The following is a 21,689-nucleotide window of genomic DNA, read 5'->3' on the forward strand; positions in this document are numbered from 1 at the left end:
ATTCGCGTGGCATTGGTCGGCTGGCTATTGAGTTTCATCGCCCTGTTCGGCGCGCTGGCGCTTCGGCAGGACATGCCCATTGGCGGATCGGGGATGCTGTCCAACATGCTGATCCTGCTCGCGCTGCTGGGGTGCCCCATGATCTGGCGGGAAAAGCCGCTGGGCATTTCGCGGGGATCGCGCATCGTCGCGGCGCTGATCCTGTTCCTGTGCGTGCCGCTGGTCGTGCTGCCAATGGCTTGACGAAAGTCGCGCCGTCCGACTTCATTATAGCAATATTCTGACCGAAATTTGGCCCATTTACCGCCGTTTGGAAGAGTTAGGTGCTCCTGCGAAGGCACTCGAATGAGACGAGTGGCTCATGAGAGCCCAGTCCCGCCATGAGCGGATCGGTGCATTTAAACGGGATGCTCACCGCCCATTCGAACCGGGCGGAGTATGCGATCAAACCACACCCGACCTCTCCCGCCTCAACCAAAAACGCCGCCGATGCTTCCATCGGCGGCGCTCTCCGATCCGAAATGCAAAAGCGTCAGTCGAACAGGCTGGAAACCGAGCTTTCGTCCGCGATGCGCTTGATCGCTTCGCCCAGCAGGGGCGCGATGGGCAGGTGGCGGATGCTTTTCGCGCCGTTCACCGCGTCGGTGCCCTGGATCGAATCGGTGATGACCAGTTCCTTGAGCTCCGACGCTTCGACGCGCGCCACGGCACCGCCCGACAGCACGCCATGGCTGACATAGGCGGCCACCTCCTCGGCGCCTGCCGCCTTCAGCGCGGCGGCGGCGTTGCAGAGCGTGCCCGCCGAATCGACGATATCGTCGATCAGCACGCAGAAGCGGCCCTTCACGTCACCGATGATGTTCATGACTTCCGATTCGCCCGCCCGCTCGCGGCGCTTGTCGACGATAGCGAGCGGCGCGTTGTCGAGCCGCTTGGCAAGCGCCCGCGCACGAACCACGCCGCCGACGTCGGGCGACACGACCATCAGGTTGCGATCGCCAAAGCGCGCCTGGATATCCGCCGACATGACCGGCGCGCCGAACAGATTGTCGGTCGGGATGTCGAAGAAACCCTGAATCTGCCCGGCGTGCAAGTCGACCGACAGCACGCGGTTGGCGCCCGCCGTGGTGATCAGGTTCGCCACCAGCTTGGCCGAGATCGGGGTGCGGGGGCCGGGCTTCCGGTCCTGCCGGGCATAGCCGAAATAGGGGACGACCGCCGTGATTCGCTTGGCCGACGCGCGCTTGAGCGCATCGATCATGATCAGCAATTCCATCAGATTGTCGTTCGTCGGATAGCTGGTCGATTGCAGCACGAACACGTCTTCGCCGCGGACATTCTCATGAATTTCCACGAAAACTTCCTCGTCCGCGAAGCGGCGGACGCTCGCGTCGGTCAGGGGGATTTCGATATAGTCCGCGATGGCGGCCGCGAGCGGCTTGTTGGAATTGCCGGTCATGAGCTTCATGGCCAAACCCCCGTGACGAATTGATGACGATGGCGAGAACGCGGCCCCTTTAGCGGTGGAGGCCCCTCCTGAAAAGGCGCTTTTGCGCCTTGGGAGAAAATGCTTTAGGGCCGCGCGCATGACCGACAAACTCGTGATAGCCCTTGCCCAGATGACGCAGTCGGTGGGCGACCTCACCGCCAATGCCGATGCGATGCTGGAATGGCGCGCCCGGGCGATGGATGCCGACCTGATCGTCTATCCCGAGCTGCAACTGATCGGCTATCCGCCCGAGGACTTGGTGTTGAAGCCCGCGTTGGTCGACCGCGCCAATCATGAGCTGGATCGTTTGGCTCAGGCGACGGCGGACGGCGGCCCTGCCATGCTGGTGGGTACCGTCGTCGCCTCCCAGGGCGTCCTCTTCAACGTCGTCGCCCTGCTGGAAGATGGCGCCGTCACCGCCATCCGCCAGAAGCGCGAGCTGCCCAATTATGGGACATTCGACGAAAAGCGGCTCTTCGCCCCCGGCCCGCTGCCCGCGCCGATCGACTTCCGGGGCGTCAAGATCGGCGTGCCCATCTGCGAAGATATATGGTTCCCCTTCGTCACCGCCCATCTGCAGGCGGAGGGCGCCGAAATCCTGATCAGCCCCAATGGCTCCCCGTTCGAAGTCGACAAGGACGATCGCCGCATCAACGCTGTGGCCGGCACCCGCGTCCACGAAACCGGCCTGCCGCTCATCTATCTCAACCGCGTCGGGGGGCAGGACGAACTGGTGTTCGACGGCGCCTCCTTCGTGATGAACGGCGATTTGAGCCTTGCCCAGCAACTTCCCGACTGGGAAGAATCCCTCGTCCTCACAAGCTGGGAAAAATGGGAAGGCCAGTGGGTCTGCCTCCCTGGCGACAAGCATGTCCTGGATGAGCGCCCGGCCGACATCTACAACGCCATGGTCCTTGGCCTGCGCGACTATGTGAACAAGAACCGCTTTCCCGGCGTGGTGCTGGGCCTGTCGGGCGGCATCGACTCCGCCCTTTCCGCCGCCGTCGCCGTCGATGCGCTGGGCGCTGAACGGGTCTGGTGCGTGATGATGCCTTCGCGCTTCACAAGCCAGGAAAGCCTGGATGACGCCATCGAATGCGCCCGGCTGCTGGGCGTCCGCTACGACAGCATCCCGATCGAACCGGCGGTCGAAGCCTTCGATTCCATGCTGGCCAACGTCTTCGCCGGCCGTCAGCGCGACCTGACCGAAGAGAATATCCAGTCCCGCATCCGGGGCGTGACGTTGATGGGCTTGTCCAACAAGTTCGGCCATATGCTGCTCACCACCGGTAACAAGAGCGAGATGTCGGTGGGTTATGCCACCATCTATGGCGACATGGCGGGCGGCTATTCGGTGCTGAAGGACGCCTACAAGACCACCGTCTTCGACCTTTGCCGCTGGCGGAACGAGAATGTGCCGTCGCTGGGCGAAGTTTTCGGCCCCAAAGGCCCGGTCATGCCCGAGCGCGTCATCACCAAGCCGCCCAGCGCCGAACTGCGCGACAATCAGAAGGATGAGGACAGCCTGCCCCCCTATGAGGTGCTGGACCCGATCCTCTACGGCCTGGTGGAAGAGGAATTGTCGGTCGAGCAACTGGTCGCCCGCGGCTTCGACAAGGACATCGTCGCCCGCATCGAGCGCTTGCTCTATGTGGCCGAATATAAGCGCCGCCAGTCGCCTCCGGGCGTGAAGCTGGGATCACGCAATTTCGGCCGCGATCGTCGTTATCCGATCACCAACGCCTTCCGCACGCTGTAAAAGCCATGACCGTCATCACCCGCTTTGCCCCGTCGCCCACCGGCAACCTCCATGTCGGCAATATCCGCGCCGCGCTCCACAACTGGCTGTGGGCGAGGAAGAGCGGCGGCCAGTTCCTGCTGCGCCTCGACGACACCGATCTCGAACGCTCGCGCCCCGAATATGCGGAAGGCATCAAGGCCGACCTGCAATGGCTGGGCCTCCATTGGGATGGCGAGGAGAAGCAGTCCGACCGCTTCGCCCTCTATGAAGAAAAATTCGAAGCGCTCAAAGCCTCGGGCCATGTCTACCCGGCCTATGAAACGAGCCAGGAACTGGACCTGCGCCGCAAGGTCCTGCTCGGTCGCGGCCTGCCGCCGGTCTACGACCGCGCCGCCCTATCGCTGACCCCGGATCAGATCGCGTCCCACGAAGCCGAAGGCCGCCGGCCCCATTGGCGCTTCAGGCTCGATCATGACCAGCCCATCGCCTGGACCGACCTTATCCGCGGCGAGCAGCGCTTCGACCCGAAGCTCCTCTCCGACCCGGTGATCCGCCGCGCTGACGGGAGCTGGCTCTACATGCTGCCCTCGGTGATCGACGACATCGCCATGGGCGTCACCCATGTGTTGCGCGGCGAGGACCATGTGTCCAACACCGCGACCCAGATCCAGATGTTCACCGCCCTTGGCGCTGAACTCCCTCACTTCGCCCATGAAGCCCTGCTGACCGGCAGCGAGGGCAAGCTTTCCAAGCGCCTCGGCTCGCTCGGCGTCGCGCATTTCCGCGAAGCCGGCCTGGAACCCATGGCCATCGCCTCGCTGCTCGCCCGCCTAGGCAGCTCCATGCCGGTCGAGCCTTTCGCGGACGTCCGGCCGCTGATCGACAGTTTCGACTTCGCGCATTTCGGCCGCGCGCCCGCCCGTTTCGACGAGGCGGAACTGGCGACGCTCAACCAGAAGATCGTCCATCTGCTGCCCTATGGCGCGGTATCGAACCGCTTGCCCGAAGGCATGGACGAAGCCGCCTGGGACGCCATCCGCCCCAATTTGGAGACCGTCGCGGGCGCGGCCGACTGGTGGCGGATCGTCACCGGGCCGATCGACGCTCCGGCGCCCGGGGAAGAAGATCGCGACTTCCTCGCCCTGGCGCACGACACCCTGCGGGAAGCGGCCTTCGACGCCGCCGTCTGGCGCACCCTCACCGAAGCGCTGAAGGCCGAAACCGGCCGCAAGGGCAAGGCGCTGTTCCTTCCCTTGCGCCGCGCACTGACGGGCATGGATCACGGCCCTGACATGGGCCAGATGCTGCCGCTGATCGGCAAGGACGAGGCGCTCAGCCGCCTGAAATCCTGACGGGCCGCCCGCCGCGATCAGCTCGCGGGCGCATCCTGGAACTGGAGGTTGGCGAGCCGGGCATAAAGGCCCTTCCGCTGCATCAGCGTGGCATGGTCGCCCTGTTCGACCAACCGCCCCTCATCCAGCACGAGGATGCGGTCCGCCGCCCTGACCGTCGCCAGGCGATGGGCGATGACGATGGTGGTGCGGCCCTGCATCAGCCGCGCCAAGGCATCCTGCACCAGCCGTTCCGATTCGGCGTCCAGCGCGGAGGTCGCTTCGTCCAGCAGCAGGATCGGCGCATCGCGCAGCAGGGCGCGGGCGATCGACAGGCGCTGGCGCTGGCCGCCTGAAAGCCGGGCGCCGCCTTCGCCCAGGAAGCTGTCGAGGCCTTGTGGAAGGGTGCGCAGAAAAGCTTCCGCATTGGCGGCGCGGGCCGCCGCCCAGATCTGTTCGTCGCTGGCGTCCCATCGCCCGTAGCGCAGATTGTCCCGCGCCGATGCGGCGAAGATGATGCTTTCCTGCGGCACCATCGCCATCATGTCCCGCACCGCCGCCGGATCGGCCTGGGGCAAAGGCACGCCGTTCAGGCGGATCACGCCTGAATCGGGATCGTAGAAGCGCAGTGCCAACTGGATGAGCGTCGATTTGCCCGCGCCGGACGGGCCGACGATGGCGACGGTCTCGCCCGGCGCGATGTCGATCGAAATGCCGTGTAGGGCCGCCTGATCGGGCCGGGTGGGATAGCGGAAATGCACATCCTCGAACTGGAGATGCGCGCCATGCTCGGTCCGCGGCACGGGAACGGGGCGGGGCGGAGCCATGATCTGCGGCGTCGCGATCATCAGTTCATGCAACCGTCCGGCTGCCCCCGCGCCCCGCAGCAGGTCGCCCCAGGTTTCGGACAGCGCGCCGAACGCGCCCGCGACGAGACCGCCGGTCAGGACGAAGGCGGCGATGCTGCCGCCCGACAGCCGCCCGGCGGCGACATCCAGCGCGCCCTGCCACATGACTGCCGTGATCGATCCGAAGACCAGTGCGATGACGATCGCCGTCATGGCGGCGCGCAGGGCGATCCGCCGCCTTGCTGTCATAAAGCCCGCCTCGACGGTGGTGTCGAACCGCGCCGCCTCCCGGCCTTCCTGGCCGAACGCTTGGACGATCTTCATCGCGCCCAGCGTTTCGGACGTGACGCTGCCGACATCGGCCAGCCGGTCTTGGCTTGCCCGCGACAGGGCGCGCACGCGGCGGCCCAGGCCGATGATCGCGACCAATATGACGGGAATGCCGAGCAGCAGCAGGCCCGCGAGCTTGGGCGCCAGCGCGAAGAGATAAATGAGCCCGCCGGTGCCCGTCACCAGATTGCGCAGCGCGATCGACACGGTAGAGCCGACAACCTGGTCGATGATCGCCGTGTCGGCGGTCATGCGCGAGGCGATTTCGGAGGGGCGGTTTTCCTCGAAGAAGCGGGGTTCCTGCCGCAGCAGATTGGCCTGGGTGGCCGACCGGATGTCCGCGACGACGCGCTCCCCCAGCCAGGACACGAAATAGAAGCGGGCGGCTGTGGCCAGGGCCAGGATCACCACGATCAGGAAAAGATATTCGAACCAGCGGCTGATGTCCCCGCCGCCCATGAAGCCCCGGTCGATGACCAGCCGGAAACCGCTGGGGATCGCCAGCGTCGCGGCGGACGAGACGATCAGGGCGGCCATCGCCCCTGCGATGCGGCCCGGATAGCGGCTGGCGAAACGCCAGATCATCGCCAGGCTACCAAGTGCGGGGCGCGCGCTGTCGCGCGGCGATGGTTGTTCCACATCCTCCATGGCGCCGGGCTCTAAAGGGATTTCGCGAGAAATGGAACATTGCACGACGCCGAAATCTCGGTGTCATATAATCCGGTCCCACCCGGATCGCGTCAACCGGCGGGCGCGATCTCCGCCGCCAGCGCCATGATGCGCTGCGGCCCGGCGCGGCCGGTCAGGGCATAGGCCATGTCGCCCGCCTCCCAATAGGCGATCACGTCATCGGCGCGCCGGGCGAGCAGCGGGCGCGCCTCCGCCGGGGTTTCGGCCCGGTCCGCGAAGAAGGAGAGCTGCTCCCCCTCCGGCGTGGTGATCGACACCGCGACCGCCGGGCTGTCAGGCGTCGGGTAAAGCTGCACGTCATGGACGCGCCATTGGGCCGGCAGCGGCGGCAGGACAATGCCGGTCGAACGCTGTATCTCGCCGGGGTTGAGCGTGGCGCTTTCCACCTGCGACGCCATGCAGCAGCCCGGTGCGGTGGGACGCGGCCGCTTCGTCCAGGAACGTGGTGGCCTGCGCCGCCTGCGGAAATTCGCCCAGCTCGCCGCGCGCGATCCAGCCGGCGGCGACCAGCGCGGCGATGCCCGCTGCCTGGCCGAGATGGCGCCATGCCCGGCCATGATCATTGTCGTTGGCGACGGGGATCGATGTGTCGCGGCGGCGGCCCACCAGCGTGCCCTTCGTCCCGTCATGCTTCAGGCGGAAATCGATATGCGGCCAGCGCTTGCGCCAGCGCCGGGCGACGATCCGCTCGCCGGGGCGGGCCGCGTCGTCCAGCAACACGACCGCGCCCGGAGACAGGCGCGCAAACAGGCTGTCCGCCGCGCCGCGCACCAGCGGGTGCACCGCCCAGGGCGGCCCGTCGATGATCAGCAGGTCGATGCTGTCGGGCAGGCTGTCTATGTCATACCAGCGGCCCGGCCAGTCCTGGCTCTCCGCAACCAGCGGCGCATGGCGCAGATCGGCCGTCAGCCCATGGTCGGCCAGCCAGTTGCGGGTCGCCTGCACGAAGCCGTCATGCTGGTCGAAGCTGGTCAGCCGCCCCCCGCCATGCAGCGCCAAAGCGCGCGCGGCGATCAGCGTGGAGGCGCCCGCCCCCAGTTCCACCACATGGGCGGGCCGCAGCTGAGCGATTTCCCGCACGATATGGCGCAGGAAGCCGACATCGGCCTTCCAGCTCCCCAGATGCGGCAGGGCGTCATGGGGCAGGCCAAGCTCGTCCAGCAGGGCGCGCTTGTCCGCCTTGCGCCCGCCCGACAGGCTGGCCAGCAGCCAGGGCCAGGTGATCGCGCCGAAGCCGATGCGCCATGCCATATCCGTCAGGCGGCGCTGGGCCGCCAGCGCATCGGCGTCGCTAAGGGACAGGAAACCGGTCAATTCTCTGGAGGTCACGGCTACGCCTATCCTTTATCTGCGGGTTGAGACTGGTTATGCGGCGGGATAGCCCGTTCGCATAGACCCGTATATCGCCAGCATAGGGAACGCCGATGACACGCATCATATCCGCGACTGTTGAACGCTGGCCGGTCGCGGGGGCCTTCATCATCAGCCGGGGCGCGAAGACGTCGGTGGATGTCGTGGTCTGCACCGTGGGCGATGGCGTGCATGCCGGCCGGGGGGAGGGCACGGCGATCTATTATGAGGGCGAGACGGCGGAAGGCTGCGCGGCGGCGATCAACGCCTATGCCGGGCCGCTGGAGCGGGAGGCGCTGCTGGAGGCGATGCCGCGTGGGGCCGCCCGCAACGCGCTGGACTGCGCGCTCTGGGACCTGGAGGCGAAGCGCGCCGGGGTGCCGGTGTGGAAGCTCGCGGGGCTGGAGGAGCCCAAGCCCCTGCCGACCGCCTTCACCATCAGCCTGGGCGATCCGGACAAGATGGAGGCGGATGCGCGGGCGGCGGCGGGGCGGGGCTTCGGCCTGCTCAAATGCAAGCTGACCGGGGAGGGCGACCGGGCGCGGATCGCGGTGGTGCGGGCGGGTGCGCCGGACGTGCGGCTGATCGTCGACGCCAATGAGAGCTGGCATGATCTGGACATTGTGGCGGAGGCGCAGGCCTTGGCGGAACTGGGCGTGGAGATGGTCGAGCAGCCGGTCTTCCACGGCAGGGAAGAGCGGCTGGCGGGGATCAGGTCGCCGTTGCCGCTCTGCGCCGACGAGAGCTGTCATACGCGCGCCGATCTCGACCGGCTGGGGGATTTCGACGCGGTGAACATCAAGCTCGACAAGGCGGGCGGACTGACCGAGGCGCTGGCCCTGTCGCGGGAGGCGAGGGCGCGGGGGTTCCGCGTGATGGTCGGCTGCATGCTGGGAACCTCGCTGGGCATCGCTCCGGCCGCGCTGGTGGCGCAGGGGGCGGACTGGATCGATCTGGATGGCGCGCTGCTGCTGGCGAAGGACCGGGATGGCGGGCTGGAGCTGCGCGATGGGCTGCTGAGGCCTGGCAGGCTTTGGGGCTTGGGCTAGCGCTCTCCCAACCCGTCATGCTGAACAAGTTCAGCATGACGGGTTGGGAGAGGGAGGCGACACTCAATAACCCAGCGTCAGCCCCACCGCATAATATTTCGGCCCGACATTGGCCTTGGCCCGCAGCTTGGGGATCAGCGGCATGGCGAGCGTCGCATAGGGCCGCGTGTTGTCGCCGCTAAAGCGCACCCCCGCGCCGATGGTGGCGAAGGCGGGCAGGCTATAGCTCGCCTCCACCCGCCCATAGAGCTTCGCATCGCCGTCGCGCAGATAGACGCCGCCACCCGGCGTCAGGCTGAAGCCGGCAATGTCCATCGCATAACCCGCCCCGATCTCCGTGCCCCAATGTCCATCGGCGCGCCCATAATTCAGCTCGGCCCCAATTCCCTCGGCATGGGCGGCGGGAGCGAAGGCCAGCGCTGCGGCGGCCAGCAAATAGGTCGGTTTCATGGTAATTCCGAAATGTCCGTTCATGATCGGACGGGCCTGACTCCCGCCGCCGCATCGGGCAAGCACGAGCATGACGGGCCGAGTCCGATATGCGGTCAGGCGAGTCAGGCCTTCGCTATTCCCTCCTGCCGGTCGCCCCGCACCGCTGGCTGCACCTCCGGATAGGGCATGATCGCCCGCCCGTCCGGCGCGGCGGTGAAGCTGGTCTGCGTCGGATAGGCGAATTCGATCCCCTCCGCGTTGAAGCGCTTCCAGATGGCGAGGCCGACCTTGTGCCGGGACTGGAAATAATCGTGCGTATCGGGATCGGGAACGTCGAAATTGAGCTGATAGTCGAGCGAGCTGGCCCCGAAGCTCACCAGCCCTGCATTGACGAAGATATGCCCCTCCGCCTCCACAATCTCCTTCAGCATCGCCGGGATCGCGTCGGCCTTGTCCTCCGGCGTCTGGTAGATGATGCCGATGGCGAAGGTCACGCGGCGCTGGGCCAGCATCTGGAGGCTGGTGATCTCCTTCTGCAGCAGATTGGCGTTGGAGATGACCTTCTTCTCGCCGCTCATGGCGCGCAGATGCGTGCTTTTCAGGCCGATATGCTCGACCCGCGCAGTCGTCTGGTCATAGGTGATGACCTCGCCCTGGCGGAAGGGCTTGTCGAAGATGATGGACAGCGCCGCGAACAGGTCGGAAAAAATGCCCTGCGCCGCCAGGCCGATGGCGATGCCGCCGATGCCCAGGCCCGCCACCAGGCCGGTGACGTTGACCCCCAGATTGTCCAGCACGACGATCAGCGCGATGGCGAACAGCGCGAACGTCACCAGCACCCGGATCAGGCCCATGGCGTTGGCCAGGCTCTGGCTTTCGTCGGCGGAGGTGCGCCGCTCGACCAGCCCCAATATGATCTCCCGCGCCCAGATGGCGCATTGGAAGACCGCGGCGATGGTGAAGAGGAAGACGACGGTCTTCAGCACCATCTGCGGCGGATTGGCATAGCCGACCACCAGCCGGGCCGCGACCACGCCCATGAAGAAATGAGTGGTGCGGGCAAAGGCGCGCCCCGCGACATTGGCGAAGCCCAGCGTGTCGCCGGGCGCCCCCCTCAACCGCCCGCCGACGCTGCGCAATGCCGCCAGGAGCGTGTAGATGACCACCGCCGCGCCGACGGCGATCAGGATCTGGAGATAGTGGAGCGAGAACCAGTGGATCGTCGACTGCCACATCTCGGTCAGATTGGGCGGACGGACATCGATCTCGGGAAGGGCGACGGGGTCTTTCTTGGCCATGAATATCCTTGAAACCGTGCTGCGTCAGGCCGCCAGCGGGAGCGCGGAAACGGTGTCCAGACTCTCCAACAGGGCGATCAATCCGCGTTCGTAACGGGAAAGATAGCGGGTTGCGCGCGGCAGGCGAAGCCCTTCGCGCCATTCATCCTGTCCGTTGCGGCAAAGCTCGATCAATGCGGGGTGGATATAGCTTTTGCGGCTGATCGCGGGGGTGTTGCCCAGCGCCGCCGCGACCGGCGCGATCATCTGCTTGAGCGAGAGGCTTTCCGTCGCCAACGCCTCGAAGGCGATGACGGAGGCGCCCCAGGTGCGGAAATGCTTGGCGGTGAAATCGCCGCCCATGGCTTCGGCTATATAGGCGTTGACGTCGCTGGAGGTGATCGGGCGGGCGACGCCTTCCTCATCCAGATATTGGAACAGATGCTGCCCCGGCAGATCCTGCACGGCGCGGACGAAACGGACGAGGCGGCGGTCGGTGATCGTCAATTCATGTTCGCGCCCGGATTTGGCGCGATACCGCAGGCGCAGCGCCTGGCCGCGCAGATCGACATGGCGGCGGCGCAGCGTGGTCGCGCCGAAGCTCTTGTTGGCGGCGGCATATTGCTCATTGCCGATGCGGACCTTGGCCAGATCGAGCAGGCGCACCACGGCGGCCAGCGTCTTTTCCTTGCGCAAGCCGCGCTTCGACAGGTCCGCCTCGATCCGGGCGCGCAGCCTGGGCAGGGCGCGGCCGAAGGCGGGGCAGCCGGCATATTTCTCCGCCTCCCGCGCAGCGCGGAAATCGAGGTGGTAGCGATATTGCTTGCGGCCCCGGTCGTCATAGCCGGTCGCCTGGATATGCCCGTCGGGCCTGGGGCAAAACCAGCAATCGCGATAGGCGGGCGGCATGGCGATGGCGTTCAGCCGGTCGATCTCCTCCCGATCGGTGATTCGCGCGCCGCTGGCGTCAAAATAGGCCCATCCTCTTTTCAAGGCCCGGCGCGTGATGCCGGGCAGGCTGTCATTGGCATGGACGACGGAATGTGGCGGCATGATTTTCTTCAACCCGCCTTCCCTCGCTTCGTTCCGCAAGCCGCTTTAGGGGAAGGAATCGGTGGGGGGACCGGACATTGAGTTCGTCCTAGGGTGAAACCTGCTCCTGCGCAGGCAGGAGCCCAGTTCCAACGGTGCGATGATACACTAAGGGCGGGACTGGGTTCCTGCCTTCGCAGGAACACGGCGCGCCTAAAGTTCGGTCCTGGCCCAAACCCCTCACCCCCGCCTAATCCCTTCCCACTCCGATGAAATCCCGATAAGTCCCGGCCATGGCTTCCCAACCCGCGCCGATCGCGCGTTCGCTTTTCGTCTTTTCGATCTTTTATGGCGGCATGGTCTGCATTGCGGGCGTGCTGGGGAACAAGCAGGTCACGTTGGGGCCGCTCTCCGCCATCGGGCCGTGGTTCGGGCTTGGCCCGCTGGCGGTGGAGGCGGGGATTTTCGCGTTCCTGCTGCTGGTGACGATTTCCAGCGCCGTCGCGGAACTACATGGCCGTGCGGTCGCCAACCGACTGGTGCAGGTGGGCTTCCTGCCGCTGATCGCCTCCATATTGTTGTCGATCGTCGTGCTGGCGGTGCCCGCGGCGAGCGACATGGACCCGGCGCGGCGCGACGCCTTCGCGCTGATGATGGGCGGCACGCCGCGCATCTGGCTGGGCGGGATCATCGCCTATGGCATTTCGCAAACGCTGAACGTCACCCTGTTCGCCGCGCTCAAGGGACAGGAGGGCAGCCGCCTGCTCTGGCTGCGCGCCGCGGTGGCGAGCATCCTGTCGCAGATCGCGGACACGCTGCTGTTCGTGTCCATCGCCTTTTACGGCGTCTTCCCGATCGGGGAACTGCTGCTGGGCCAGATGCTGGCGAAGGTCACGCTATCGGCCATATTGGTGCCGCCGGTCATCTATGGATTGGTGGCGTTCGGGCGGCGATTGGATCGGTAACTTGCGGTAGCGCGCCATTGGCCCTATGCGCCCGCGCATGAACAGCAAGCACGCCCCCGATCCGGCGCTCCTCGCCAAGGCCGAAACCCTCGTCGAAGCATTGCCCTATATGCAGCGATATGCGGGCAAGACCTTCGTCGTGAAATATGGCGGCCACGCCATGGGCGATCCCGAGGCGGCGCGCGATTTCGCGGAAGATGTCGTGCTGATGAAGGCGGTCGGCATCAATGTCGTGGTCGTCCATGGCGGCGGGCCGCAGATCGGCGCGATGCTCAAGAAGCTGGGCGTCGAATCGCAGTTTGTGGGCGGGCTGCGCGTCACCGACAAGGAAACCGCGCAGATTGCCGAAATGGTGCTGGCCGGTTCCATCAACAAGGAAATCGTCGGCTGGATTGCCGGCGCGGGCGGCCGGGCTGTCGGCATTTCGGGCAAAGATGGCGGCCTGGTTCTGTGCGAAAAGGTGCTGGGCAAACGGGAGGCGGACCCCAATTCGGGCATAGAGCGCAATGTCGATCTGGGCTTCGTCGGTGATCCGGTGAAGGTCGACCGCAGCATCCTCGACACGCTGTCGCGGGACGGCATCATTCCCGTGGTCGCGCCGGTGGGCATCGGCGCGGACGGCCATACCTATAATGTCAACGCCGACACCATGGCGGGCGCGATTGCAGCGGAACTGGGCGCGTCGCGCTTCTTCCTGCTGACCGACGTGGCGGGGGTGCTGGACAAGCAGGGGCAGTTGATGACCGACCTCGATCCCGAAACGATCCGGGGGCTGGAGGCTGACGGGACGATCAGCGGCGGCATGATCCCCAAGCTGGAAACCTGCGTCCGCGCGGTCGAGGGCGGGGTGGACGCCGCCGTCATCCTCGACGGGCGGGTGCCGCATGCGATGCTGCTGGAAATCTTCACCGATCGGGGCGCGGGCACTTTAGTGCGCCGGTGATGGGGCGAGCTGAGGTTTGAAGTGATGTGCTCCTGCGAAGGCACTCGAATGAGACGAGTGGCTCATGAGAGCCCAGTTCAGGCGGCTATTAGTCACTCGAACGGCAGGACTGGGCTCCTGCCTTCGCAGGAGCACGTCATGACTGCGTTTTAAGGAGCACCGCCGGATTAGCCCAATGATAGCGCTGTTCCGGCAGGATGCGGCCATCGGGACTGGCCTTTTCCGTATTTTCCACGACCAGTCCGCCGCGATGCGCGTAGAAGCCCCGCGCCGCATGATTGTCGGTATAGCACCAGAGATAAAGGCCGCTTTCCGGAAACTTCTCCAGCGACCAGCGCGCCGCCTCGGCCAAGAGCGCGCTGCCCAACCCCTTGCCCTTGGCGGCGGGCAAGGCGTGGAGATTGTCGACCAGCGTGCCCCAGCGCGGATGATCGGCGCCGATCAGGCAGGTGAAGCCGATCGGCTGCCCCTCCCTTTTCGCGATGATGATCCGCTGCGTAGGTGAAGGCTCCGCCAGCCGCTGCGTCCAGTGGTCCAGCCGCTCCGCCTCTATCCCGCTCGCGAGATAGGCGGGGTCCATCAAATGGGCATAGGCGCTGCGCCAGCTTTCCGCATGGATGGCGGCGATCAGCGGGGCGTCCTTCGGGGTGGCGTCGTGAAAGTCCATGCCATGGCGGTATAGCGGCGGCTCCCTGGAATCCATGCCGCTGGCAGAATAAGCCCTGCATTTGGTGGAATAATCCGCTTGGATGCTTGTGGCGCGGGCGTCCCCTCGGCTAGAGCAATGGCCTGTCAATTCGGAGATCGCATGGCCTACGCCCTCTATCAGATCATCGTCATCCTGCTCGATGTGCTGTGGTGGATCATCATCATTCAGGCCATTATGAGTTGGCTGATCGCCTTCAATGTCGTCAATCTTTCCAATGACTTCGTGCGTACGGTGATGGTCGCGCTGGATCGGATGACGGCGCCGATCTACAATCCGATCCGCCGGGTGCTGCCCGATCTGGGCGCGCTCGACCTGTCGCCCATGGTCGTGCTGCTGGGCATTCTCATCATCCGTCAGGCCATATTGCCGCCGCTCTTCGGGCTGGTGTGACGGTCTTCTGGCCGGATGGCGATGATCTGCTGCTGAGCATCCGGTTGACGCCGGGCGCGACGAAGGAGCAGATTGGCGGCGTCTGGACGGACGAAAAGGGCGTAGAATGGCTGAGCGCCCGCGTCCGCGCCGTGCCGGAAAAGGGAAAGGCCAATGCCGCGCTGATCGCCCTGCTGGCCAAGCGGCTGGATTGGCCGCGCAGCGCGATTTCGCTGGAATCGGGCGACACCAACCGGCTAAAGCGGCTGCGGATCAAGGGAGGCGGTGAAGCGTTGGCCAGTCGCCGGCTCTCCGCCATTATCGAAGAACAGGGTGAACCATCATGACCATCGGCAAGATCATTGACGGCAAGGCGTTTGCCGAAACGCTCCGCGGCAAGGTCGGGGAGGGGGTCACCGCTTTCGTCGCGAAGACGGGGCGCAAGCCGGGGCTGGCCGTGGTGCTGGTGGGCGAAGACCCGGCCAGTTCTGTCTATGTCCGCAACAAGGGCAAGATGACCGTAGCCGTCGGCATGGAGAGCATGGAGTTCAAGCTGCCCGCCTCCATAGGCGAGGAAGAGCTGCTCGATCTGGTCGAGGAGCTGAACGCCGACGAGCGGGTCGACGGCATCCTCGTCCAGTTGCCGCTGCCCGCGCATATCAATGAAGCCTCGGTGATCGGCGCGATCGATCCGGCCAAGGATGTCGACGGCTTCCACGTCGTCAATTCGGGCCTGCTGGCGACGGGGCAGGAGGCGTTGGTCCCCTGCACGCCGCTGGGCTGCATCATGCTGCTGAAGGATGAGCTGGGCGATCTGTCCGGCATGGAGGCGGTCGTTGTCGGTCGCTCCAACATCGTCGGTAAGCCGATGGCGCAATTGCTGCTGGCGGAAAATTGCACCGTGACCATCGCGCATAGCCGCACCCGCGATCTGGCCTCGGTCGTGCACCGCGCCGACATCGTGGTCGCGGCGGTGGGCCGGGCCGAGATGGTGAAGGGCGAATGGATCAAGCCCGGCGCGACCGTGATCGACGTCGGCATCAACCGCGTCACCGATACGGAGGACGGCAAGAGCCGCATCGTAGGCGACGTCGCCACGGCGGAGGCGCTGGCCCATGTCCGCGCCATCACCCCGGTTCCGGGCGGGGTCGGGCCGATGACCATCGCCGTGCTGCTGCGCAATACGCTGGTGGCGGCGCATGCGCGGGCCGGGCTGGCGAAACCGGAGGGGCTGTGAAGGCGCGCTCCGCGTTTCTTGTCCTGACTCTTCTGGCCTTGGCGGGCGCGCGCCCGCCGATGCGCTATCAGCCTGATCCGAGTTCCGTCTTCGCCGCCGAACTGGCCTTCAACCGGCTGGCGCAGCAAAAGGGGCAATGGACTGCGTTCCGCGAGACGGCGGCGGACGAGGCGGTGATGTTCACGCCGCAGCGGGTGCTGGCGAAGCAGTGGCTGAAGGGCCGCGCCGATCCGCCCGCTTCGGTGAGCTGGACGCCGTCGGCCATCATCGTGTCCTGCGACGGCAATCTGGCCGCCAGCACCGGCAACTGGAAGCGGCCGGACGGGTCGGTCGGCTATTTCACCACGCTCTGGCAGCGCGACAAGAAGGGCGACTGGAAGTGGATACTGGACCATGGCGACAAACTCGCCGTCGCCCGTGACGCGCCGGAATTCCTGACCGGCAAGGTCGCGACCTGCAAGCGGCGCGGTCCTGGCGGGGAGGAGGCTCCGCCGCGCGGTAAACCCGGCAAGGGCGAAACGCCGCCCATGCCCAGGGATGAAAGCCTGACCTGGAGCGCCGACGTCGCGACCGACGGCAGCCGCCGCGTGACCGTGCGCATGTGGAACGGTTCGGATTACGAGACCGTGATCGATGACAAGGTGGCGGCGGGCGGATGACGGAACTGTTCATCTCCGCCTTCGTCACCCTGTTCGTGGTGATCGATCCGCCCGGTTGCGCGCCGATCTATGCCAGCCTCACCACCGGCGCGAGCCACGCGCAGCGTCGCAGCATGGCGATCCGCGCCGTGGGGATCGCGGCGGGCATCCTCCTGCTGTTCGCGCTCTGGGGCAAGCAGTTGCTGGGCGTGCTGGGGATCGAACTGGACAGCTTCCGCATCGCGGGCGGCATCATGCTGTTCATCATCGCCATGGACATGGTGTTCGAAAAGCGCACCCAGCGGCGTGAGGACCGGGCGCAGAAGATCGCGGAAACGCCAGAGGTCGAAGATGTGTCGGTCTTTCCCATGGCGATGCCGATGATCGCTGGGCCGGGATCGATCGCCACGGTCATGCTGCTGATGTCGCGCGCGGAGGGGATCAGCGAGCGGCTGGTCGTGATCGGCGCGGTGGTGGTGACGCTGGTGCTGATGCTGGGGTCGCTGCTGGCGGCCGGGCCGATCATGGCGCTGCTGGGCGCCAAGATCGAGGCGGTGATCACCCGGCTGCTGGGTGTATTGCTGGCTGCGCTGGCCGCGCAGTTCGTGATCGACGGGCTGAAGGCGAGTTTTTAGGCTGGGTTGGCCGCTTTGGGTGGAGGGCGGACAGTCGCTTTCCTGGAATACACCGTGCTCCTGCGAAGGCAGGAGCCCAGTTCCTTTGTCGCGGTGATTCACTGAGGGGGGAACTGGGTTCCTGCCTTCGCAGGAACACGGCGCGCCTCATGTCCGTCCTTTGCCAATTTCCGCCTCAGCTCCGCACGTCCTGTTCCGTCACCGGAGCGATCTTGATTTCGACCCGGCGGTTCGACGCCTTGCCTTCCGCCGTCGCGTTGGAGGCGATCGGCTGGGTCTCGCCAAAGCCGCGCGTCGCGATACGGGCCGACTGAACGCCATGGCTCGTCAGATAATCGCCCACAGCCTGAGCGCGCCGTTCCGACAGGCTCTGGTTATAGGCGTCCGTGCCGTCGCTGTCGGTGTGGCCGTACACGTCGATATAGGTCTTGGGATATTGCGCCAGCACAGAGGACACATCGTTCAGCGTCGGCTGGAACTGCGGCTGCACGGCGGAGCTGTCGGTGGCGAAGGTGATGCCCGACGGCATGCGCAGCACCAGATTGTCGCCATCGCGGATCACGTCCACGCCGCTGCCGGCGGTTTCTTCCCGCAATTTCTTTTCCTGCGCGTCCATATAGGCGCCGATGCCCGCGCCCGCGACCGCGCCGATGCCCGCGCCCAATATCTTTTCGGTGCGGTCATGCCGCCCACCGACCAGATCGCCCAGCAGATAGCCGCCCAGCGCGCCGCCGATGCCGCCGATCGCGGCCTTGGAAATGGTGCGGTTGCCGGTGTTGGGATCGGTGGTGCAGGCGGTGGTGGCCAGCATGGCGGCCAGGCTGGCCGCGCCGATGATGCGATGAAAATTCCGCATGGATTTCAATTCCCTTTTTTTGTGCGTCCGACGAGCGACGGATGCATCCCCAATGGTCGAGACGGAGCATTTGTTCCACAAGCGAACTGAACTGCGGCTGATGGAACGGTTGTGAAATTGTAAGAATCAAGGTTATAGGTGGCCCTTGACCGCCATGGCCAATATCCCCCCGCACGCTCCGACGCCCTTTCCCTGGGTCGACCTCGTCATCATTCTGGCGCTTGTCGCGCTGAATGGCGTTTTCGCCATGTCGGAACTGGCTATCGTGTCCGCCCGCAAGCCGCGCCTTCAGGCGATGGAGAAAGCGGGACGGCGCGGCGCGCGCTCCGCCCTCGCGGCGCAGGCCGATCCGGGCAAGTTCCTCTCCACCGTTCAGATCGGCATCACGCTGATCGGCATTGTCGCGGGCGCCTATTCGGGCTCCAGCCTGGGCGGACCGACGGGCGAGCGGTTGCAGGTGCTGGGCCTGTCGGCCAATGTCTCGGAAAATATCGGCTTCGCGCTGGTGATCGGGCTCACCACCTATGCCTCGCTGATTATCGGTGAGCTGGTGCCCAAGCAGTTCGCCCTGCGCGCGCCGGAACCGATTGCCGTGGTGATGGCGGCGCCGATGCTGTGGCTCGCGCGGATCACCGCTCCCATCGTCTGGCTGCTGGACAGGTCGAGCGCGCTGATCTTCCGCCTGCTCAGAATGACCCGCGAATCGGAACATCATGTGACGGCGGAGGAACTGCATCTGATCGTGGCCGAAGCGAGCAAGTCCGGCGTGATCGAGGAAAGCGAGCGCGCCATCATTTCCGGCGTCGTGCGTCTGGCCGACCGCCCGGTGCGCGAGGTGATGACGCAGCGCATGGATGTCGACTGGATCGACATCCACGCCGATGAGGCTGCGATTCGCGCCAAGCTGCTCGATACGCCGCACACACGACTGCCGGTGGGGCGGGGCACGGTGGAGGACATCATTGGCGTCGTGCAGGCGCGCGACATCATGACGGCGCTGTTCCGGGGCGAAGGGCTGAACCTGGAAACGCTGATGCGCAAGGTGGAGATCGTGCCCGATCAGGTCGACGCCATGGACGCTCTTGAAGTGCTGCGCCGCGCCGAGGTGCCGATGGTCATGGTGCATGACGAATATGGGCATTTCGAAGGGATTGCGACGCCCGCCGACCTGCTGTCCGCCATTGCCGGCCATTTCGTGTCCGATCTGGGCAGCGAGGATGAACCCGATCTGGTCGAGCGAGAGGATGGCAGCCTTTTGGTGTCGGGCCAGATGGCGGTCGATCTGCTGGCCGAGCGGATTGGCATCGACCTGCCGGATGATCGGGATTATGCGACGGTCGCGGGCCATGCGCTGTGGCTGCTCAAGCGCTTGCCCGAAGTGGGCGATTTCATCGACGATCAGGGCTGGCGATTCGAGATTGTGGATATGGACGGGCGCAAGATCGACAAGCTGCTGATCGCGGCGCGTTAGCGATGGCGGGGCAAGCGCTCGACGCGGTCGATGGACTGGTGCGGCGGGCGCTGGCGCGGCATGGCGACCGGCTGCTGGTGATCGGGTTGTGCGGGGCGCAGGGCAGCGGCAAGTCGACCCTCGCGGCGGGATTGCGGCAGCGGCTGGAAAGCGACGGGGTTCCGGCGGCGATTCTCTCCATCGACGATCTGTACCGCACCCGGGCGGAGCGGGAGGCCTTGGCGCGCTCGGTCCATCCGCTGCTGCGCACGCGTGGCGTGCCGGGGACGCATGACGTGGCGCTGGGGCTGCGGGTGATCGATGCGTTGGAACGGGGCGAGGCGGCCCTGTTGCCGCGCTTCGACAAGGCGTCGGACGATTGCTTGCCTGAGGCGCGATGGGAAAGGGCGGCGGCGGGCACGCGGCTGTTGCTGCTGGAGGGCTGGTGCGTCGGCGCGTTGCCGCAGGAGGCGGCGGCCTTGGCGGAGCCGGTCAATGCGCTGGAGCGGGAGGAGGATGCGGACGGCGTCTGGCGCGCTTTCGTGAATCGGGCGCTGGCGGGGGATTATCAGGCGCTGTTCGCGCGGCTGGACCGGCTGGTGCTGCTGGCCGCGCCGGGCTTCGAGATCGTCCAGCGCTGGCGGACGCAGCAGGAGCATGATCTGCGCAAGGTGACGGCGGGCGGCATGTCGGATGCCGAGGTGGCGCGCTTCATCCAGCATTATGAGCGGCTGACCCGGCATATTCTGGAGGAGATGCCGGAACGCGCCGACCTGACGATCGCGCTGGATGAGGCGCGTCGGGTGATTGGGATGCGGTGAGGCGCGGCCCGCTCACTGCTGTTCTCCAACATTGCCACATTCGTCACCCCGGACTTGATCCGGGGTTCCGCTGCCTTTTCCACGCGCATTTTCAAGAGAAAAAGCGGGACCCCGGATCAAGTCCGGGGTGACGAAAAGGGGAAATGTCGGTTTTTCCTGCAAAGCGCCAGCGCGTCAGGCACGCGTTTCGATCAAGGCGTGAGGCGCTTCACCCAGAATTGCATGGGGTGGCTGGTTTCGGCGTCGTCGCCCACATCCTTCCAGTCGAACTGGCCGACCAGCCCCTCGACCGGCGCATAGCCGCGCCCGCGCCAGAAGGGATCGAGCGGCGCATAGCCGGCGGGACGGGCCGGGTGATCCGGCGGCCGGACGACCGCGCAGAAGCTGGTCATGGCGAAACCCAGTTCCCGCGCCTTGGCCTCGCGTCGGTCGAAAAAGGCGTGGCCAATGCCGCGCCCGCGCCATTCGGGCAGCAGCACCGATTCGCCAAAATAATAGATTTGGCCGATGTCCATGCCGCATGTCCGGAAAGGAGCGGCGAATTCCGCGGCATGGTCGGTCATAGGAGCGGCGGTGGCGGCGCCGACCAGCCGGTCGCCAGCATAAGCCCCGGCAATCAGCGCGCCGGGGCTGTTCGCATAGGCGGTGAGATAATCGCGCTCATAGGCGCGCCCGGCTTCCCCCGATCCGTCATAAAGATAGGGAAAGGCGCGGAAGACCGTGATGCGCAGCTCCGCCAACGCGTCGAGCGCGGCCAGCAAGGCCGCGCCCGTCAGATCCTCGACCCGAATGGCGTCGCTGGTCAGCGCTTACTTGCCAGCGGCGGCGTTGGCGGCAGGAGCCTCGGCCGCATTGGACGCAGCGTTGGCGCCTTCCGCCGGAGCGGCATTGTCGCCAGCGGCGGCCGGAGCCGCATCGGCGGCGGGCAGCGGCAGGTTCGAACCCTGGGTGTTCAGCCAGGCGATAAGATTCGCGCGGTCGGCAGGATTGCCCAGGCCCGCGAAGGTCATCTTGGTGCCCGGCGCGAATTCACGCGGGCTCGTCAGCCAGTGATCCAGCGCCTCGAAGGTCCAGTTCCCGCCCTTGCTCTTGAGCGCGTCGGAGAAAGCGAAGCCGCCCTTGCCCTGGCCAACTGGTTCCCCGACCGTGGCAAAGAGATTCGGGCCGATGCCGTTGGCGCCGCCCTGATTGACGGTGTGGCAGGCCGCGCACTTGGCGAACACCTTCTCACCCGCCGCGACGTCCGCGCTGGCGAGCAGGGTGTTGAGGCCGGGACCGGCGGCAGCGCCACCCGCGCCTTCCGCCTCGACGCCTTCGATGGCGTAGCCCATTTTCTCGGGCCGTTCTTCATGGAAGAATTTGGAGCTGACGATGGCACCGCCCAGTGCGATGATGCCCGCGAACAAAGCCCAACCGGCAGCGGTGTTGAAACGATCGCCCATTCGCTCGAATTCCCCTGGATTTCTGTTCTGGCCGCTTGTGTCGCGTCCCCTCTAG

Annotated in this window: 24 protein-coding genes; 13 read left to right on the forward strand and 11 right to left on the reverse strand. The window is 65.9% G+C overall.

Translation table 11 applies throughout. From position 1 onward, the window contains the following. The first annotated feature begins 6 nt into the window (after positions 1 to 6). Positions 7 to 243: a hypothetical protein gene (locus tag HUK72_RS15565; protein ID WP_176597526.1), complete on the forward strand. Its 237-nt coding sequence runs from the start codon at positions 7 to 9 to the stop codon at positions 241 to 243. Between the two features lie 289 nt (positions 244 to 532). On the opposite strand, the gene HUK72_RS15570 is transcribed toward HUK72_RS15565, so the two are convergent. Next, positions 533 to 1,468, reverse strand: coding sequence for a ribose-phosphate pyrophosphokinase (locus HUK72_RS15570; RefSeq protein WP_176597527.1), 936 nt, complete (start codon positions 1,466 to 1,468; stop codon positions 533 to 535). A gap of 118 nt (positions 1,469 to 1,586) precedes the next feature. Between HUK72_RS15570 and HUK72_RS15575 the strand changes: the two genes are divergently transcribed. Next, a complete protein-coding gene (locus tag HUK72_RS15575; RefSeq protein WP_176597528.1) occupies positions 1,587 to 3,248 on the forward strand; it encodes an NAD+ synthase in 1,662 nt (553 codons plus the stop codon). A 5-nt stretch (positions 3,249 to 3,253) separates the two neighbouring features. Next, positions 3,254 to 4,582 (forward strand): glutamate--tRNA ligase, encoded by a 1,329-nt coding sequence (gltX, locus tag HUK72_RS15580; protein ID WP_176597529.1) that lies wholly within the window; start codon positions 3,254 to 3,256, stop codon positions 4,580 to 4,582. A gap of 17 nt (positions 4,583 to 4,599) precedes the next feature. On the opposite strand, the gene HUK72_RS15585 is transcribed toward gltX, so the two are convergent. The 3 genes from HUK72_RS15585 to HUK72_RS15590 all read right to left on the reverse strand — a co-directional run bounded on the left by HUK72_RS15585 (position 4,600) and on the right by HUK72_RS15590 (position 7,758). Then, a complete protein-coding gene (locus HUK72_RS15585) occupies positions 4,600 to 6,387 on the reverse strand; it encodes an ABC transporter transmembrane domain-containing protein (protein WP_176597530.1) in 1,788 nt (595 codons plus the stop codon). A 92-nt stretch (positions 6,388 to 6,479) separates the two neighbouring features. Beyond that, a complete protein-coding gene (locus tag HUK72_RS27310) occupies positions 6,480 to 6,815 on the reverse strand; it encodes a hypothetical protein (RefSeq protein ID WP_255325744.1) in 336 nt (111 codons plus the stop codon). After that, entirely contained in the window at positions 6,727 to 7,758 is a 1,032-nt protein-coding gene (locus HUK72_RS15590) for a class I SAM-dependent methyltransferase (RefSeq protein WP_336950494.1), read from the reverse strand. The genes HUK72_RS27310 and HUK72_RS15590 overlap by 89 nt, the downstream gene beginning before the upstream one ends. A gap of 95 nt (positions 7,759 to 7,853) precedes the next feature. Between HUK72_RS15590 and dgcA the strand changes: the two genes are divergently transcribed. Further along, positions 7,854 to 8,828, forward strand: coding sequence for an N-acetyl-D-Glu racemase DgcA (gene dgcA / locus HUK72_RS15595; protein ID WP_176597531.1), 975 nt, complete (start codon positions 7,854 to 7,856; stop codon positions 8,826 to 8,828). A 63-nt stretch (positions 8,829 to 8,891) separates the two neighbouring features. Here the strand turns inward: dgcA and HUK72_RS15600 are convergent, their stop codons facing one another. From HUK72_RS15600 to HUK72_RS15610, 3 genes are all read right to left on the reverse strand, one after another. Next, positions 8,892 to 9,278, reverse strand: coding sequence for a hypothetical protein (locus HUK72_RS15600; RefSeq protein ID WP_176597532.1), 387 nt, complete (start codon positions 9,276 to 9,278; stop codon positions 8,892 to 8,894). A gap of 104 nt (positions 9,279 to 9,382) precedes the next feature. Continuing rightward, positions 9,383 to 10,558, reverse strand: coding sequence for a mechanosensitive ion channel family protein (locus HUK72_RS15605; protein WP_176597533.1), 1,176 nt, complete (start codon positions 10,556 to 10,558; stop codon positions 9,383 to 9,385). A 24-nt stretch (positions 10,559 to 10,582) separates the two neighbouring features. After that, on the reverse strand, positions 10,583 to 11,590 hold the full coding sequence (locus HUK72_RS15610; RefSeq protein WP_176597534.1) for a DNA topoisomerase IB: 1,008 nt from the start codon (positions 11,588 to 11,590) through the stop codon (positions 10,583 to 10,585). Positions 11,591 to 11,862: 272 nt separating this feature from the next. On the opposite strand from HUK72_RS15610, the gene HUK72_RS15615 reads away from it, so the two are divergent. Further along, a complete protein-coding gene (locus HUK72_RS15615; protein WP_176597535.1) occupies positions 11,863 to 12,534 on the forward strand; it encodes a queuosine precursor transporter in 672 nt (223 codons plus the stop codon). Between the two features lie 25 nt (positions 12,535 to 12,559). After that, on the forward strand, positions 12,560 to 13,477 hold the full coding sequence (gene argB, locus HUK72_RS15620) for an acetylglutamate kinase (RefSeq protein ID WP_176597536.1): 918 nt from the start codon (positions 12,560 to 12,562) through the stop codon (positions 13,475 to 13,477). 136 nt (positions 13,478 to 13,613) lie between these two features. Here the strand turns inward: argB and HUK72_RS15625 are convergent, their stop codons facing one another. Continuing rightward, on the reverse strand, positions 13,614 to 14,180 hold the full coding sequence (locus tag HUK72_RS15625) for a GNAT family N-acetyltransferase (RefSeq protein ID WP_255325745.1): 567 nt from the start codon (positions 14,178 to 14,180) through the stop codon (positions 13,614 to 13,616). Between the two features lie 105 nt (positions 14,181 to 14,285). Between HUK72_RS15625 and HUK72_RS15630 the strand changes: the two genes are divergently transcribed. From HUK72_RS15630 to HUK72_RS15650, 5 genes are read left to right on the forward strand one after another with little or no spacing between them, the layout of a single operon-like run. Next, positions 14,286 to 14,576 carry a YggT family protein gene (locus tag HUK72_RS15630; RefSeq protein ID WP_007688568.1) on the forward strand — a complete coding sequence of 97 codons (291 nt, stop codon included), beginning with the start codon at positions 14,286 to 14,288 and terminating at the stop codon, positions 14,574 to 14,576. Further along, entirely contained in the window at positions 14,573 to 14,902 is a 330-nt protein-coding gene (locus HUK72_RS15635; protein WP_176597537.1) for a DUF167 family protein, read from the forward strand. The genes HUK72_RS15630 and HUK72_RS15635 overlap by 4 nt, the downstream gene beginning before the upstream one ends. Beyond that, positions 14,899 to 15,792 (forward strand): bifunctional methylenetetrahydrofolate dehydrogenase/methenyltetrahydrofolate cyclohydrolase FolD, encoded by an 894-nt coding sequence (gene folD, locus HUK72_RS15640; protein ID WP_176597538.1) that lies wholly within the window; start codon positions 14,899 to 14,901, stop codon positions 15,790 to 15,792. Before HUK72_RS15635 ends, folD begins: the two co-directional genes overlap by 4 nt. Continuing rightward, positions 15,789 to 16,451 carry a hypothetical protein gene (locus HUK72_RS15645; RefSeq protein ID WP_176597539.1) on the forward strand — a complete coding sequence of 221 codons (663 nt, stop codon included), beginning with the start codon at positions 15,789 to 15,791 and terminating at the stop codon, positions 16,449 to 16,451. Before folD ends, HUK72_RS15645 begins: the two co-directional genes overlap by 4 nt. Further along, entirely contained in the window at positions 16,448 to 17,065 is a 618-nt protein-coding gene (locus HUK72_RS15650) for a MarC family protein (RefSeq protein ID WP_176597540.1), read from the forward strand. Before HUK72_RS15645 ends, HUK72_RS15650 begins: the two co-directional genes overlap by 4 nt. Positions 17,066 to 17,240: 175 nt before the next feature. Here the strand turns inward: HUK72_RS15650 and HUK72_RS15655 are convergent, their stop codons facing one another. Next, entirely contained in the window at positions 17,241 to 17,921 is a 681-nt protein-coding gene (locus tag HUK72_RS15655) for an OmpA family protein (protein ID WP_087573308.1), read from the reverse strand. A gap of 154 nt (positions 17,922 to 18,075) precedes the next feature. Here HUK72_RS15655 and HUK72_RS15660 point away from each other — a divergent pair, with 154 nt between their 5' ends. Both HUK72_RS15660 and HUK72_RS15665 read left to right on the forward strand, forming a co-directional pair. Next, on the forward strand, positions 18,076 to 19,392 hold the full coding sequence (locus tag HUK72_RS15660) for a hemolysin family protein (RefSeq protein WP_176597541.1): 1,317 nt from the start codon (positions 18,076 to 18,078) through the stop codon (positions 19,390 to 19,392). A 2-nt stretch (positions 19,393 to 19,394) separates the two neighbouring features. Continuing rightward, positions 19,395 to 20,192 (forward strand): kinase, encoded by a 798-nt coding sequence (locus HUK72_RS15665; RefSeq protein ID WP_176597542.1) that lies wholly within the window; start codon positions 19,395 to 19,397, stop codon positions 20,190 to 20,192. 191 nt (positions 20,193 to 20,383) lie between these two features. On the opposite strand, the gene HUK72_RS15670 is transcribed toward HUK72_RS15665, so the two are convergent. Further along, positions 20,384 to 20,968 (reverse strand): GNAT family N-acetyltransferase, encoded by a 585-nt coding sequence (locus HUK72_RS15670; RefSeq protein WP_176597884.1) that lies wholly within the window; start codon positions 20,966 to 20,968, stop codon positions 20,384 to 20,386. 33 nt (positions 20,969 to 21,001) lie between these two features. Further along, positions 21,002 to 21,634 carry a cytochrome c family protein gene (locus tag HUK72_RS15675; RefSeq protein ID WP_176597543.1) on the reverse strand — a complete coding sequence of 211 codons (633 nt, stop codon included), beginning with the start codon at positions 21,632 to 21,634 and terminating at the stop codon, positions 21,002 to 21,004. Positions 21,635 to 21,689: the final 55 nt, after the last annotated feature.

Source organism: Sphingobium sp. 15-1 (assembly GCF_013375535.1).
Lineage (GTDB): Bacteria > Pseudomonadota > Alphaproteobacteria > Sphingomonadales > Sphingomonadaceae > Sphingobium > Sphingobium aromaticivastans.